General features: G+C 36.4%; 12 protein-coding genes and 1 pseudogene. 4 read left to right on the top strand and 9 right to left on the bottom strand.

Annotated features, from left to right (window positions below):
* Positions 1–140: 140 nt before the first annotated feature.
* A complete protein-coding gene (locus tag CA730_RS00065; protein WP_096662500.1) occupies positions 141–1532 on the top strand; it encodes a malic enzyme-like NAD(P)-binding protein in 1392 nt (463 codons plus the stop codon).
* Positions 1533–1728: 196 nt separating this feature from the next.
* Here CA730_RS00065 and CA730_RS26295 read toward each other — a convergent pair.
* Both CA730_RS26295 and radA read right to left on the bottom strand, forming a co-directional pair.
* Positions 1729–1878 (bottom strand): annotated as a pseudogene (locus CA730_RS26295) (type II toxin-antitoxin system VapC family toxin); the annotation flags it as partial.
* Between the two features lie 36 nt (positions 1879–1914).
* Positions 1915–3453 (bottom strand): DNA repair protein RadA, encoded by a 1539-nt coding sequence (gene radA / locus CA730_RS00055; protein WP_096662499.1) that lies wholly within the window; start codon positions 3451–3453, stop codon positions 1915–1917.
* Positions 3454–3625: 172 nt separating this feature from the next.
* Here radA and rpaB point away from each other — a divergent pair, with 172 nt between their 5' ends.
* The 3 genes from rpaB (at position 3626) to CA730_RS00040 (ending at position 5675) form a co-directional block, all read left to right on the top strand.
* Complete coding sequence (gene rpaB, locus CA730_RS00050; RefSeq protein ID WP_096662497.1) at positions 3626–4354, top strand: response regulator transcription factor RpaB; 729 nt, start codon at positions 3626–3628, stop codon at positions 4352–4354.
* A 92-nt stretch (positions 4355–4446) separates the two neighbouring features.
* Positions 4447–5088: a cofactor assembly of complex C subunit B gene (locus CA730_RS00045; protein WP_096662495.1), complete on the top strand. Its 642-nt coding sequence runs from the start codon at positions 4447–4449 to the stop codon at positions 5086–5088.
* A gap of 68 nt (positions 5089–5156) precedes the next feature.
* A complete protein-coding gene (locus CA730_RS00040; protein ID WP_096662493.1) occupies positions 5157–5675 on the top strand; it encodes a DUF456 domain-containing protein in 519 nt (172 codons plus the stop codon).
* 21 nt (positions 5676–5696) lie between these two features.
* Here CA730_RS00040 and CA730_RS00035 read toward each other — a convergent pair whose 3' ends face one another.
* The 7 genes from CA730_RS00035 to CA730_RS00005 all read right to left on the bottom strand — a co-directional run bounded on the left by CA730_RS00035 (position 5697) and on the right by CA730_RS00005 (position 15656).
* Positions 5697–5894 carry a hypothetical protein gene (locus tag CA730_RS00035; RefSeq protein WP_096662491.1) on the bottom strand — a complete coding sequence of 66 codons (198 nt, stop codon included), beginning with the start codon at positions 5892–5894 and terminating at the stop codon, positions 5697–5699.
* Between the two features lie 59 nt (positions 5895–5953).
* The gene (locus tag CA730_RS00030; protein ID WP_096662489.1) at positions 5954–6172 is read right to left on the bottom strand and encodes a hypothetical protein; all 219 of its coding nucleotides are present in this window, start codon (positions 6170–6172) and stop codon (positions 5954–5956) included.
* A gap of 50 nt (positions 6173–6222) precedes the next feature.
* Positions 6223–6351 (bottom strand): ribbon-helix-helix domain-containing protein, encoded by a 129-nt coding sequence (locus CA730_RS00025; RefSeq protein ID WP_096671166.1) that lies wholly within the window; start codon positions 6349–6351, stop codon positions 6223–6225.
* Positions 6352–6400: 49 nt separating this feature from the next.
* Complete coding sequence (locus CA730_RS25045; RefSeq protein WP_157749884.1) at positions 6401–11116, bottom strand: Eco57I restriction-modification methylase domain-containing protein; 4716 nt, start codon at positions 11114–11116, stop codon at positions 6401–6403.
* A complete protein-coding gene (locus tag CA730_RS00015) occupies positions 11097–14417 on the bottom strand; it encodes a helicase-related protein (protein WP_096662485.1) in 3321 nt (1106 codons plus the stop codon). Before CA730_RS00015 ends, CA730_RS25045 begins: the two co-directional genes overlap by 20 nt.
* Positions 14418–14472: 55 nt before the next feature.
* On the bottom strand, positions 14473–15135 hold the full coding sequence (nblB, locus tag CA730_RS00010; protein ID WP_096662483.1) for a phycobilisome degradation protein NblB: 663 nt from the start codon (positions 15133–15135) through the stop codon (positions 14473–14475).
* A 62-nt stretch (positions 15136–15197) separates the two neighbouring features.
* Complete coding sequence (locus tag CA730_RS00005; protein WP_096662481.1) at positions 15198–15656, bottom strand: CBS domain-containing protein; 459 nt, start codon at positions 15654–15656, stop codon at positions 15198–15200.
* Positions 15657–15768: the final 112 nt, after the last annotated feature.

The raw sequence follows: 15768 nt of genomic DNA, 5'->3' as shown, positions 1-15768 counted from the left end.
GAAAAGGAATAATATTTACAGCAAATGGTCAATAATTCTGGATATCTGATTAATTGGGATGATACGGTTTTTTTGTGAAAATAAAATTTCCCGTAGCAATTCACTATAAAATCTAAAATTTCAAATAGAGATTAGCACACATGGAAAATCTTACTCCTAATTCTAGTTTTAGTGTGACATTGCGCTTACAAATTCCCAATCGGGTGGGGATGTTAGCTTCTGTTACTCAAGCGATCGCTCTGACTGGTGGTAATCTAGGACAAATTGATTTAATTGAACAAAGCCGTCAAGAATCTATCCGTGATCTGACTGTTGATGCGGCAAGTACGGAACACGCGGAAACTATTGTGCAAGCGGTAAAGGAATTACCAGATATTCAGGTGATTGATGTTTATGACCGCACCTTTAATTTGCATCGCGGTGGCAAAATCAGTATTGTGAGTCGAATTCCGCTCAAAAGTGTTTCTGATTTAGCTATGGCTTATACTCCCGGAGTTGGTCGCATTTGTAAGGCGATCGCCCAAAATCCAGAGGAAGTGTATAATCTGACTATCAAACAGAACACTGTGGCCATTGTCACTGATGGTAGTGCTGTCCTTGGTTTGGGCAATTTGGGACCAGAAGCAGCTTTACCCGTGATGGAAGGAAAAGCGATGCTGTTTAAAGAGTTTGCTGGACTGGATGCTTTTCCGATCTGTTTGGATACTCAAGATACAGATGAGATTGTCAAAGCTGTGAAAAATATCGCCCCTGTTTTTGGTGGTGTGAATTTGGAAGATATCGCTGCACCCCGCTGTTTTGAAATTGAAAAAAGACTGCGGGCGGAATTAAATATCCCGATTTTCCATGATGACCAACATGGTACAGCGATTGTCACCTTAGCGGCTTTGTTTAATTCTCTGAAACTTGTGCAAAAATCCCTTACAGACATCCGCATTGTCATTAATGGTGCGGGTGCGGCTGGGGTAGCGATCGCTCGATTACTCCGCAAAGCTGGTGCAGAAACTATTTTGATGTGTGATTCTAAGGGGATTATTTCCACTAATCGCACCGATTTAACGGCTGAAAAACTGGAGTTTGCTGTGAAAGCCCAAGGAACTTTAGCTGGTGCAGTCCAAGGTGCAGATGTCTTCATTGGTGTCAGCGCACCAGGAGTTTTGACTCCAGAAATGGTACAGGGAATGACAAAGGATGCAATTGTGTTTGCAATGGCTAATCCTATTCCCGAAATTCAACCCGAATTAGCCCCTAAAAACGTTGCTGTGATGGCTACGGGTCGCAGTGACTACCCCAACCAAATCAATAACGTCCTGGCGTTTCCTGGGGTGTTTCGTGGGGCTTTAGATTGTCGGGCTAGGACGATTACTACTAATATGTGTTTGCAAGCTGCCAGTGCGATCGCATCTTTAGTTAAACCCTCGGATTTGAATCGGGAACATATTATTCCTTCTGTCTTTGATCGGCGTGTTGCTACTGCTGTGGCTGCTGCTGTTCAACAAGCCGCACGGGAAGAAGGTATTGCTCAAAGTTAGTTAATTTGTGGGATAGGCATCTTGTCTGTCCCTGTGGAAAGGCATTGGAATTGAGATGGGGTGGGATTTTGTACCTTGTTTCCGAACTTGATTAACTGCACCCAAGCGATCGCCTCAACTAATTGAGTATTTAGCAAATATTGCCTCCAATCTCAAAAAGTTTTAGTATTTTTACTTTATACTGCCTAATATACTATTACTGTAAATACTGTACTTCCCAATCTTCAAGTTGTAGATTTTCAACTCTTTGAAATTCTCTAGTATTATGAGTTACTAAAATAATATTGTTGGCTAATGCAATAGAAGCAATTTGAAAATCATAAGCACCGATAGGAGTACCTAGTTTTGCCTCGATTCAGCAACGCCTAAGAAATAAATTAGACTATTCATCCTCATCAGGTTCTAAATCCTCTTCTGTCAATTCTTGATGAGGTACAGCCGCAATAATTGCATCTATGACTTTACCTACTGGTAATATCTCTATGCCAATTTCAGGAAATTTTGTGCCTTTAGGAACGATCGCTCTTTTAAATCCCAGTTTTGCTGCTTCCTTTAATCGTAGTTCCATTTGGGAAACTGATCGCACCTGTCCCCCTAATCCTACTTCTCCAATTAAGACTGTACCAGGATCAACGATGCGATCGCGGAAACTGGCAACTATGGCAACGGCAATTCCTAAATCTACTGCTGGTTCTTCTACATTTAATCCCCCCGCAGAAGCAACATAGGAATCTAATTTGGACATGGGGACACCTACACGCTTTTCTAATACGGCGAGAATCTGCACTAAGCGATTATAATCTATGCCTGTACCTGCTCGACGAGGAGAGGGATAACTGGTAGGGCTAACTAAAGCTTGTAATTCCACTACTATGGGTCTTGTTCCTTCACAAGCTACTACAATGGCTGTACCTGGAGCCGGATCATCACGATTGCCTAAAAATAATTCGGAAGGATTATCAACTTCCCTTAATCCTTGCGATACCATTTCGAATATACCAATTTCGTGTGTCGCTCCGAAACGGTTTTTTACAGTTCTTAATAATCTGTGGGAAGCAAAGCGATCGCCTTCAAAATACAATACAGTATCAACTAAGTGTTCTAATACTCGCGGTCCGGCAATCGTACCTTCTTTGGTAACATGACCAACAATTAACATCGTAATATCTTCATGTTTTGCCACCTTCATCAAGGCTGCGGTACATTCCCTGACTTGAGCCACTGAACCCGGTGCTGATGTCAAAGCTGGTAAAAATACTGTTTGAATACTATCTATTACCGCCACATTGGGCTTCAAAGAGTCTATTTCTCGCAAAATTTCTTCTAAATCCGTCTCTGGTAATATATATAAATCCGCGCCTATACTGTCAGGATCTATGGGTTGTGCAGGATTTGTCACTGGTGCTTCCCGATCTTTGTTTTGATGATCTTCTGTGACGATAAGCGGAGGTTTGGACATTCCCAAGCGAGAAGCACGCAATTTTACCTGTTGTCCAGATTCTTCTCCAGTAATATAGAGAATCCGATATTTTTGTGCTAATTGGTTAGATACTTGTAGTAATAAAGTAGATTTACCGATACCAGGATCACCACCAATTAATACCATTGAACCGGGAACAACACCCCCGCCTAAAACTCGATCTAATTCGCCATAACCGGACTCCCAACGAGCAATTTGGCGATCGCTAATTTGGTCAAAAGTCAGAGAGGATCTAGCTTTAGCTGGTTTACCATGAGATTTACTATGACCTCCAGCTTGCCAATTTCCCACCCCACCCCGGCTAGGTATATCCCCCAGAAAAGAGCTAATATTCTGCTCAACTAAAGAATCATAAGTGTCACAATTTGAACATTTTCCGAACCATTGGGAGAATTCCGCTGCACAATTACTACAGATATAAATGGTTTTTGGCTTTGCCATGCTTAAATTTTAGATAATAATCTTAATTTTTGATTAATTCTTGGAAAAAACTGAAATTTAATAATAGTAATAGTTGGAAGCTCTTTCCAAATCAATTGAGAGTAATGATATCTTAATATTATGATATTTAAAATTAATCATGAAAAATTTTAGTTAAGGAGCATGACAAAACTTGGAAAGTCATAAAGAAAAAATCCTGGTAGTAGACGACGAAGCGAGCATTCGTCGGATTTTGGAAACACGCCTTTCCATGATTGGCTACGATGTGGTGACAGCAGGGGATGGTGAGGAAGCTTTAGAAATATTTCGCAAAGCTGAACCAGACCTGGTAGTTTTAGATGTAATGATGCCAAAACTCGATGGTTATGGCGTTTGTCAAGAATTACGCAAAGAATCGGATGTCCCCATTATTATGCTCACCGCTTTGGGCGATGTTGCAGATCGCATCACCGGGTTAGAATTAGGTGCTGATGATTATGTCGTTAAACCATTCTCACCCAAAGAACTAGAAGCGCGGATTCGTTCAGTCTTGCGACGGGTGGACAAAACAGGTGCAAATGGTATTCCCAGTTCTGGGGTAATTCATGTCAGCACTATCAGAATTGACACAAATAAGCGTCAAGTTTATAAAGGTGATGAGCGAATTCGCTTAACTGGCATGGAATTTAGCTTATTAGAATTGTTAGTCAGTCGTTCGGGTGAAGCTTTTTCCCGTTCAGAAATTCTGCAAGAAGTATGGGGATATACTCCTGAACGCCATGTAGATACTCGCGTTGTGGATGTACATATTTCCCGATTACGGGCAAAATTAGAAGATGATCCCAGCAACCCTGAACTAATTCTCACCGCTAGAGGTACTGGTTATCTTTTCCAACGCATCCTAGAACCGGGAGAAGAGTAGGAAGTTAGGTGACAGGGAACAGGTGACAGGTGACAGGTGACAGTAAGAAGTTTATCAATGACAACTGACAACGAACAACTGACTAATGACTAATGACTAAATCAGATCCCAATCGAGTTTTACGGCGTTTACCCTTAGTTGTTGGGGGTTTAGGTGCTGTGCTTTTGTTAATGAATCGGTTGTTAACACCGCAACTGACAAACTCCCAAGCGCGAGGAGATGTGCTGGGGGTTATTTTGAGTGCGGTGTTGATTTTAACTGGTTTAATTTGGCAACAGGTACAGCCGCGCACACCGGAGACAGTAGAATTGATTGGGGAAGAGGGATTCTTTTTAGCAGCAGATTTACCAGAAGCCGCGAAAATAGAATTAGCATGGGCATCGCGGTTATTATTAACAAATACAGTCACGCGATCGCTTATAGTTTACTATCAAGGTAAGGTTTTACTGCGTCGCGGTGTATTAGCTCCTAGATCGGAAGTAGTACCAGGAACAATCTTAAAAAAAGTATTAGAAACACAAAAGCCAATTTATCTAGTTGCTTTGTATGTCTATCCTGGTAAAATTGAATTTGATTATTTACCGGATAACACACAAGGTGTAATTTGTCAACCAATTGGCAAAGAAGGGGTTTTAATTTTAGCGGCAAATGCTCCCCGCAGTTACACAAAACAAGATGAAAACTGGATTGCGGGAATTGCCGATAAATTAGCTGCAACCCTTGGTAATGGGTAATGGGTAATTGGTGATAAAATCCATGTCTTCATCCTTTAATCCTGGACATCCTGATTCTGACAATAATTATGCAAATTATTTATTTACTCTTAGTGGCTGTAATGTTTGTGGGGATTATTGGTGCTGTAGTTCCAGCCATACCTGGAAGTAGTTTGATTTTAATATCTATTATTATCTGGGGAATCGTGAGTAATTCCTTCGCAGCTATTAAAATTCCCCTGATTGTGACAATTATTGTTTTACTTCTGAGTACAGGAGTTGATTTCCTTGCCGGTTATATCGGAGCAAAACAAGCCGGTGCTAGTAAGTGGGGACAAATTGGCGCATTTGTGGGTTTGTTACTGGGATTTTTTGGATTACTACCAGCTTTACCTTTTGGTGGACCGTTGTTAGGAATTTTATTTGGACCATTGTTAGGCGCAATTGTGGGTGAGTTTCTATACCAACGTCAATTATGGCCTGCGGTAAAAGCTGGGATAGGGATTACTGTGGGAACGGTTGTGGGGAATTTGATTCAAGGTGTTTTAGCTATCAGTGCGGTGATAGTATTTTTATGGACGACTTGGACACAGGTATATGGTGGTTAACTATTCGCCGTAAGTATCTGTTTATTTATTTACTTCCTGATTATCCCTTCTCACAAATTGTTGAAAATCTTCTATGGTTGGTTCTTCTAATTGATACTTTTCAGTAGTGTAATCCCCATAACCTATTTCAAATTGTTGAATAAAGCGTAACATTCCTACAACTCCCAAGGATTCAATTAATGCTTTATATCCTTGTTGTCTAATTTCCGTTAGTTTCATGTTGATGAAGATAGCAGTAATCCACTAATTAAAATGTTAGTATCTAAAAAATTCGTAGTTTACTCATCTTTTAACAATTCTTCTAAAATTTCGGGAGTTAAGCCGTTTTGTTCTGCTTCTTGGCGAATCTGTTGAACAATTTCTTCAAAACTTGTATTTTTTAAAAATTTTTTAAGAATAAGATTACAAACGATAAGGGAATTTTTCTGTTTTTCGGGTTCTGCTTCTCGGTATGCTTTGGCAATTTCTGGGTCAACTTGAAGGGTAATTGTTTCCATAATAAGTTAAGCCTCTATTAATTCACATTGTTAATTATAACAAACTCAAGTTATTTGTGCTTGACATTATCCTCGATTAATTCTTGGATAATTTCAGGAATAGATTTTCCTGTTTGAGTTGCTAATTTTTGGAGGTTAGCGTCTGTTTTTTCTGGTAAATAAATTGTTGTTGGTTTCATTGGTTTCATTGGTTTCATCTTTTCTAAATACAGATGATTTAATTATAAATCATCGTTTTCCACTTTCTTCAATTATCTGAATCTCTTCCTTTTCTAACCCATATAATTTATACACTATCTCATCAATCTCTCTTTCTAATTTTGTTGTGTCTGCTTTTGGGTTTTGGCGTTTTATTTCCAGTATTTTATCTACAATTCTTGTAACACACGCATCCTGCGTGTCTGTAGGGTTGGGGATAGGCAAATCTTTCATAAAAATAGCACTAGGTTCATAAAATTCATTTTGTAACTTGGCTAATAATTTATTAAAAAACCACATGAATATACTAGAGTTTAAAATACCAATTAAATATTTGGAAGCATCAGCTATAATAAAAGCTTTTTGATTAGTTAAATATTTTTCTTCATCCCAAGCAAAAGTATTTCTAGAACATATATTAGGATACGCTATTTTCACTGTTTCAAACTCATGCCAATATTTGCAACTTCTCAACTCCCAAAAGTATTTACCTTGATCATATCGTTTAATTAATTGTTCTCGATATTGATTCAAATATTGATAAATAGCAGGGTAAGTTTGAGAAAATATCTTCTCAGCTTCTTTCTCGGATTTATCACTCCAAGGATGTTTTTTATTTTCCGATGATTCAATCTTGATTAAATACTGTTCAGCAAAATTAACCACCCATCTTTTAACATCCTTACCCCGTAAAAATGGTTTCAAAACTTCCTCTGATGAAGGATGTTCATTAATTAATCTATCTCTCGTTTCTCTATCAACAATAAATGCCTCATTAAACCCGGTTAAAACACCACGATAAAACCTGCCATTAACGTATTCTCCTAATGGTGTTCCTGTTTTTCTTAACTTTTCTAATAACTGTAAAACAGTATTATCTTCTAATTGCCATCCTTGAGGTTTTAAGGCTTTTTGTTCAATGTAAAAACTGTCTGTATTTAAAACTTCGATAAAATTATCAATGGGTTTACCTATTTGCCAATTTAATACTTTTATTTTAGTATCAATATTTTGTTTTGGTGACACGCTAGAAGCGTGTATTACTTTATCCATCTTTTGTGTTTGTGACACGCTGGAAGCGTGTGTTACAGTGATGATGATGCTAGGATAGGCTATAGCTGTAAATACAGGTGCATCTCCAAAGTCTATTAATTGTTTTAATTGAGTTTTCTTAACTAAAAATTCTCGTAACTTTTCCCCATATCCTGAACGAAAATATTTATTAGATGTAATATAAGTTAAAATTCCTTTGTCTTTTAAAAGTTTGATTGCTTGTTCAAAGAAGTAAACATATAAATCAGCAACTCCTGTAAAACAGCTATATTGTTGTTTTAAAATTGGTTTTAGTTCCTTAATTTTCTCTTGTCTTACATAAGGAGGATTACCAATACAAATATCGAAATAATCAACCCCAAACATCCATTCTGGATCAAAAAAGTTAGCTGATAAATTCTGATTATATAAATCCCATTCTGATAAATTTACAGCAATTTCATCAGGTAAACCTTGCTGTTTTAATAATTCACCAATTTCTTGTCTTAACTTTTTATCCTCTTCTCTACATTTTCTTTTTGTTTGAGGAGTTCTAGCTTTAAAATGACGTTTTCTTACTTCTGCTAATTGTTTTTCTTTATCCTTAATTTCTTCATTTCTTAAATCTAATTCTAATTGTAATTTCTGAGGTTTATTAATACTGACTAAAGAATTAGCAGCAACAAATTTAGTCTCAAGGTTAGGTAAGGGTAAAATCCCCCGATTGGGTTGATTATTATTCACCCTTTGGTCAACAATTAAGGAGATAAAAAAGCGTAACTTAGAAATTTGTACCGCTATCGGTTGAATATCTACCCCAAAAATACAATTTTCAATCAAGAATAACTTCCGGGGATAGTCCATATCATTATTCTCAAATTCATCTTCTATTTCTGCTAACCTTTCCTGTAACTTCTGTATCGCTTCTTCCCTTGCTTGTTCATAACTAATCTGTTTCGCTACCTGAATATCCTTTAACACAGGTGCTATAGCTTTTTCCTTCTGTTGCTGTTTCCATTTACTATTATTGGGGTCAAGTTTCCCTAAAATAAACACCAATTTCTGTAAAATTCCCATGGGAAACGCACCCGAACCACAAGCAATATCAATAATTTTCAGGTTATCAATGGCATGAATTAAACAGTCAACTTCATCATCATTAAATTGATGGGAGTCATCAGTATATGATAGTAAATGAGTAAGGCGCGTAACACAATCATCTTGATTGTTAGATTGTGACAAGCTAGAAGCTTGTGCTACAGTAACACAATCATCTTGATTGTTAGATTGTGACAAGCTAGAAGCTTGTGCTACAGTAACACAATCATCTTGATTGTTAGATTGTGACAAGCTAGAAGCTTGTGCTACAGTAACATAATCATCTTGATTGTTAGATTGTGACAAGCTAGAAGCTTGTGCTACATTGGGGGCATGATTAGCTATATATATTTGGACTGTTTCTAAATGTTGAGCCGATCGCACAATTTGATCATAAGATTCTTTTTGCCACAATTGACCACGACGGTTAAGATATTTATTAATTTGATTAGCAGTAAAAGATTTCCAAGAATGGGTAATTTCTGATAATTTATAGTTGCCTAATGGTGTCACAATAACATGAACATGATTAGGCATGATCACCCATTCTCCTAAATGATAGCGATCGCCATCAAAATAAGTCAAGGCATCAGCTACAATTTTAGCAAGTTGAGGGTTTTTGAGATGACATTCTCCCATACCAGCATCTAACCATTTATCAACTCTTTGGGAAAAAAGACGATGATACTCCGCTTTTTCTGCTTCTGATAAAGGTTCAGGATGTTTTTTTTGCCACTCTTCTTTTTCTTGTTGTAATAATTGCAGTTTTACTTGAGGAAGAGAGTCTGCTAAACGAAATGTGACAAAATAAGTTGCCCCATTTTGTTGCCAATGGGGAAGAAATCTCCTGGATATCGTAACACACCCATCTTGGGTGTTTTGGTCTGACAAGCTGGAATCTTGTGTTACTTTTTCTGACAAGCTGGAAGCTTGTGTTACTTTTTCTGACAAGCTGGAATCTTGTGTTACTTTTTCTGACAAGCTGGAAGCTTGTGTTACTTTTTCTGACAAGCTGGAATCTTGTGTTACTTTTTCTGACAAGCTGGAAGCTTGTGTTACAGGGAGAGAGTTTTGCAGATAAGCAATTAAGGACTCATCTACCATATAATTAACAATTTCTCTAGGAGTATAAAAAGACCCCGTTTGTTTCCTAGCTGTGGTTTCCGTTTCTGGGTTATATTCTGCTAATAAATTCTCAAATACTTTACCTAACAATTCTGGGTCTAATGCTATTTCTTCCTCAATGGGAGTATTTTCATCAATGGTAAATTTATAACGATTAAATATATTAATTAATCCCTGGACTTCATATTTTTTATTTTTAGTTCCATAGGCTTTGTTTAAATCAACATCAGTTGCTTTTCCAAAAAAGAGAATATTAGGAACATTTAAAACATTATCTTCTCTATCAGAAAAACCATCAATTCTAATTTTGGTTTTCTCTTTTCCTTTTGGAGAAGGTGCAAAAGCATCATTTTTATCTCTATCTAAACATTCAAATAATCCCCCATTCAAAAAAGGGATATTACTACATAATCCTAAAAATTCATCAGCATTAGTAAAATAATCTTGGTAACGATAAACATTAACTATCCCATAATGTCCATCTCTCCCACCCTTTTGCTGATTTTTACCCCTAAACTTGCGGTTATCAGGCTTTTCATCGGTGTTCATTTCTGTATTTAGGGTGGCAAAAAAGAGATTCTGTAAGATGGCTTTATAATAGGTACTTTCCTCTGCTGCTAAAGAGTTCAGGAAATTTTTTAGCTGGTTTTCATCAAATAAAGCATCAGGAACTAACCCCTTTTCTTTTAAGAACCAAACAAAAATCAACCGCGTAATTAATCTAATCACACTGGTAGCATTACGGAGAGATTCATCCGCTTCTCCCCCATCTGGAAATGTGACGGTTTGAGTTGCCCAAAAGTACCAATGAGATACTTCCTGAAAGAATTTATTATTAAGTTCCGAGGTGTTGAGAACTTTTTGCCAAGCTGTATGTAGTTGGTCAAAATTCTGGATATGTGGGAGAGAGGTTAAAGCTAAATCTGCTAATATTTCAATATGCGCCCGATGGGGAGAGTTAATATTAATATCTTTAATTAAAGTAATCTTTTCTAAGACATCTTTATCCCTATCTAACTTATTAGGACGACGATTAATTATTGATAAGGTAACATAATTCCCATAGCGAAATAACACCATAATGGGAATATCTGACTGACGGTTAATTTCACGGGTAATTTTTGCTAAATCACTACGAGAATAAACAGGTTTTTGTAAGGTTAAACCCATAAAAATATAAGATTTTAAATAATCTGTGTCAAAAGAAGGCTGAAATAATGTTCCCTGTCCATTTTGGGTAATCTCATCTTCCGTCACCTGAAATAAACAATTAACCGACTCCCACTCCTCTAATAACCCCTTATCTTCCCGAAAATTCTCCCATGCAAATACTTCTAGCACCTCATTAGGGGTTTGGTTATCTAACGGGACTTCCCGTTGAGTTGAGTAACCCAAAGTTTCAAACAGATGCTTAATACCATCAGAGGTAGAAACTTGACTAAAGTTTTTTAATGCTTGTTCAATAGCAGATTTAAGGGTTTGTTGCATCATCTTCAATAATTAACCAGGTTATCAGTTCAAAGTCTGTGGTTTTTGTCACTTGTTGCTGTTTGAGAGGAGTAATACCCCCTTTCCCTGACTTAAAAAGATTTCTAGTGACACGGTTAGTAAATGTACGGGTGATAGAATCAACTGCTTTATCTAGTAGTTCCGTTTCTTTACTCATACTAGATCCATTACTGGTACGCTGGTTAAATAACTGACACAAATCTTTATATGGTTGGGTTTTCCCCGCACATAAGAGACGATACATCTCTAAAATTTGTTTAGGTTGGGCAAAGGTATAGCGAACATTGCCATCATCCCTGACATAGACCAAGAAATAAGGTTGTAGAGGGTTAACTTGTTCATTTCCTGATGTATTCCCCATCTGTTGTAGACAGAAAATAATCCCAGGTTTGATAACATCATACTCCTTATGGGTAGGGGTAGAGACAATTCCATATAATCCTAATGGGGCATTTTCTAACAGTTCCCTATTTTTTTGCAAGTAATTTAATAAATCTATCCGAAAATCATTTAAGCTAAATTCTGTTAAAGAAATGCTGTCATTAAAATCTTCAATGTCTAATACTTCATCTTTTAACCGTAGTAACTGTTCATCTCGATAACTCATTTCTTCGGTGAATAAGTCTTGTAATTCATCTACATTTAAAAGATTATCTTCCCCGGTGGCTGTAATATCAACTAAGGCCATTCTCGCCTCAACTCGATTTTTGAGATTAATATATTTATTTAAGTCTTCTGTTGGCCAAAAATTAACTAATTGCACTGTATGATTCAGGCTACCAATTCTATCAATGCGTCCAAACCGTTGAATAATTCTCACAGGATTCCAATGAATATCATAATTAACTAAATAATCACAATCCTGTAAGTTTTGACCTTCAGAAATACAGTCAGTAGCAATTAATAGATTAATTTCTCCCTCTTGGGGCATTGATTTTATCTTATCTCGTTGCTTGGCAAGAGGAGAAAAGTTCATTAAAATTTCCTCAAAGCGTGAACTACCAAAGGTTGTTTTATTACCACTATTACCTCCGGTTACTAAAGCTATATTGATATTTAATTTTGTTGTTACCCACGCTGTCAAAGCATCATATAAATATTTAGCTGTATCTGCAAAAGCTGTAAAGATGATGACTTTTTTATTTTCCTTACCTTGTTTATTAAAAGTGGGATGAGTAACTTTTCTCTCAATACATTCTTTTAATTTTGCTAATTTAGCATCTCTACAAACATCTACATCTTTCGCTTGAATATATAACTTATGCAGTTGTCTTCTATCCCTGGCTAAATCAACTAACCATCTGTCAATGTCTAAATGTTTTAATTGATATTTTAGTTCTCTACCTACTTCAAAAGCAGCTTGTAATTCTTCATCATCAGCATCTTCTATTTCATAATCTTCATTTTTGATATTTTCTGTTTGATACTGGTCAAATGTTTTAATTTTTGACTCTAACTGTTTAATTTTACTAATGGTTCTTTCTAAGGTAATCCTAAAGGAATAAACGGAACTTTCTAAACGTTTGAGAAAATTAACTTTCATCATGCCAATTAAGTAATTTTCTCGATTACTTTGAGTGAAGTTATTTTGGATAACTTTCCCTTCATACAAATCTTGATATTGTTCTAAAACATAATTGGAGGGTTTAAACAAAGATAATTGATAATCAGAAATTTGCTCATTAATATCATCATAATCTAAGAAGTTATCTTCTAAATCAATATGAGAAAACAAAGAAATAGGTTTCAGTCTCTCTGGGAAACCTCCTAATTTTTCAATTGTTTCTTGATAATACTTTTGAATATGTTTACGAGAACGGGCAATCGTTAACCCATCTAATAATGTAAAAAAGCTAGAATTTAAGTTTTCTAATAACTCATTACTAAGGTGTTGCTTTTTCTTTGACCATAGAGTAAATTCTTTTTGGGCAGTGGTTAACGTTTGTTTGATACTCTCAATACCCAATGTTTGACTAAAAGCACTATCTTTATCTTCAACAATAAAATTAATCTGATTCCTTAAATCTTTTAAGTCTGTATTCACAGGAGTTGCTGATAGTAATAAGACTCTAGTAGGAATGCCTTTTTTTATAATGTCCTCCATCAGACGTTCATAGCGACTTTTTTTAATCACGTTTCCATCTTCATCTCGTTTCCCTTTGGTATTATTCCGAAAGTTATGAGATTCATCAATCACCACTAAATCATAATTACTCCAATTTAAGGTTTCTAAATTAATATCCCCTGAATATCCCGTATCTCTACTCAAATCTGTATGAGACAAGACTGTATAGTTAAATCTGTCTTCCACTAAAATATTTAATTCACTATTATTAGCAGCATGGTAAATTGTCCAATTACTTCTTAATTTTTTAGGACATAACACTAAGACTTTATAATTCAATAGCTCAAAATATTTAATAATGGCTAAAGCTTCAAATGTTTTTCCTAAACCCACACTATCAGCGATAATACAGCCATTATATTCCATGATTTTATTAATCGCACCTTTGACCCCATCTTTCTGAAAATCAAATAATAAGTTCCAAATCCTTGTATCAGTTAAGTGACGTTGTTTAGTGAGTAAATCATTGGCTGCTTGTTGGTCTAAGAATCGTTTAAATAAATGAAACAGTGTTTTATAATAAATAAACTCAGGGGCATTATCCTGATAAAGTTGATTGAGATAAGTAATTACTTCATTCTTGACATCTTGTACTAGGTTTTGATTATTCCATAACTCTGCGAACCATAACTGTAGATCTTGTCTGTCCCTTTCACTATCAACGATTAAATTTAACTCAATATTACTATTGGAGTTAGCTAATCCTAATCCCTTTAAGGTAAAATTCGAGCTACCTAAAATGGCAGTTTTTACCCCATTATTATCAATGTGGTACATTTTGCCATGCAGTAAGTTAATTTGTTTAATTGAGCGAATATTGACCTTTTTTTGTATCCATTCTTGGCATTCCCTAGCTAATTTACTCTGTTTGAGGCGATTGCTTAGTTGAATACCAGTATCTTCAATTCTAAAAGCTTTTTGGTCAGTATTAGTGCCGATGGCTTGAATAAATCGAGGTTCTCCAAACAGGAAATCTAAGTTATCAATAGACGATAATTCCTGTTTTAAAGCTTCAAAGGCATAAATCGTAAAATAAGCAGAGACGATAGATAATTTAGAGCCTGGTTCAATCTTATCTTTGAGAAAATCTCCAACTGTACCCCGGTCATGATTGTCTCGAATACCAGACTGAAACACAGAAAGCTGATGATCTGACATAGTGGATAAAATTACGTGAGCAGTTGCGCTTTATATAGTAAACGCAACTACTAAATTAGACTAACTGTAAACCAGCTTTTGCTTCTTTGGAAATAGCTTCTACTTCATCATTCACCAAAGTTTCTAGAATAGATTTAGCTTCATCACTATTCAAACGAATTAAGGCTTGCACAACTCTGTAACGCACTTGCCAATCTGAGTTAGTGCTGTATGGAACTAGGAGAGGAACTGCTTTTGGATCTCCCAATTCACCAAAGGAACTAATAGCCGCAGTTTGAATTAAACCATTATCGGATGCGATCGCTTGGGTAAGTAATTCAAAGGCTCGTGGATCTCCTAATTCTCCCAATGTGGCAATAATGCTAAACTGGACTAGCCATTCTGGTGTTTCCTGGTAAAGCTTTTGTAAATCATCAAAAGCGTCATGCAGTTTTAGCGCACCTAAACAGTCTGCTGCGGCTGCTTGGACATCTGCTTCAGGATCATGTAGTAAACCCCGTAAGATAGTCAAGGATAATGGTAAATCCTGTGTTCCCAGGGTATCCATTTGACTGACAGCAGAATAACGGACACGCGCACTTTTATCCTGAATGGCAATTTGGACTAATTCTAAAGCGATTTGTGGTTCTAGATCCCGAATTTGGTTAACTGCACGCAAGCGATCGCCTAAATTGTCGGAACGCAGTAACTCTTTTATACTATCAGCAGATACACTCATTTCATAGTCCCTTGTCAGTTGTCCGTTGTCAAAAAATATTTCTCCCCCCTACTCCCTAATACTTACTCAGCAGCCATAGTGCGAACAATATCACCACGAGTTAGAATACCAATTACCTTACCCGCACTGTCAAGGACTGGGAGACGGTGAACTTTGTGATCTTGGATTAATTTTGCTGCTTCTCTTAATGGTTTATCAGGAGAAATAGTCAGGGGATTTTTACTCATCACTTCCCCTACGGTTTGTCCTAAAGCTTTATGTAAATCTCGTTCATAGGCACCAGGATTTTGTAAATAAATCACACTATCCAAAATCATAATATATGCAGGAGGAGTCACACCTGTTTCTTGCCACATCAAGTCTGTTTCGGAGATAATGCCTACTAATTTACCTGCGTCATCAATTACAGGTAAACCGCTAATTCGTTTTTCTACCAAAATTTGGATAGCTTCTTTTAAGGGAGTTTGAGGATGAACGAGGATAGGATCACGACTCATCACTTCAGCAACAGTTTTAGACATTTTTTTAACTTGCACCTTTTATAAAAGTCTTTTTAACCATTGTAGAAAATTATGGTACTTCAATCCTATCTATCCTTGACACTCTCCGGTCTAAAGACGCGGAGATTCTATC

Origin of the sequence: Dolichospermum compactum NIES-806, from assembly GCF_002368115.1 — a bacterium.
Classification (GTDB): domain Bacteria; phylum Cyanobacteriota; class Cyanobacteriia; order Cyanobacteriales; family Nostocaceae; genus Dolichospermum; species Dolichospermum compactum.
The sequence above is the reverse complement of the archived record's forward strand: the minus strand, read 5'-3'. Positions and strand labels throughout refer to the sequence as shown.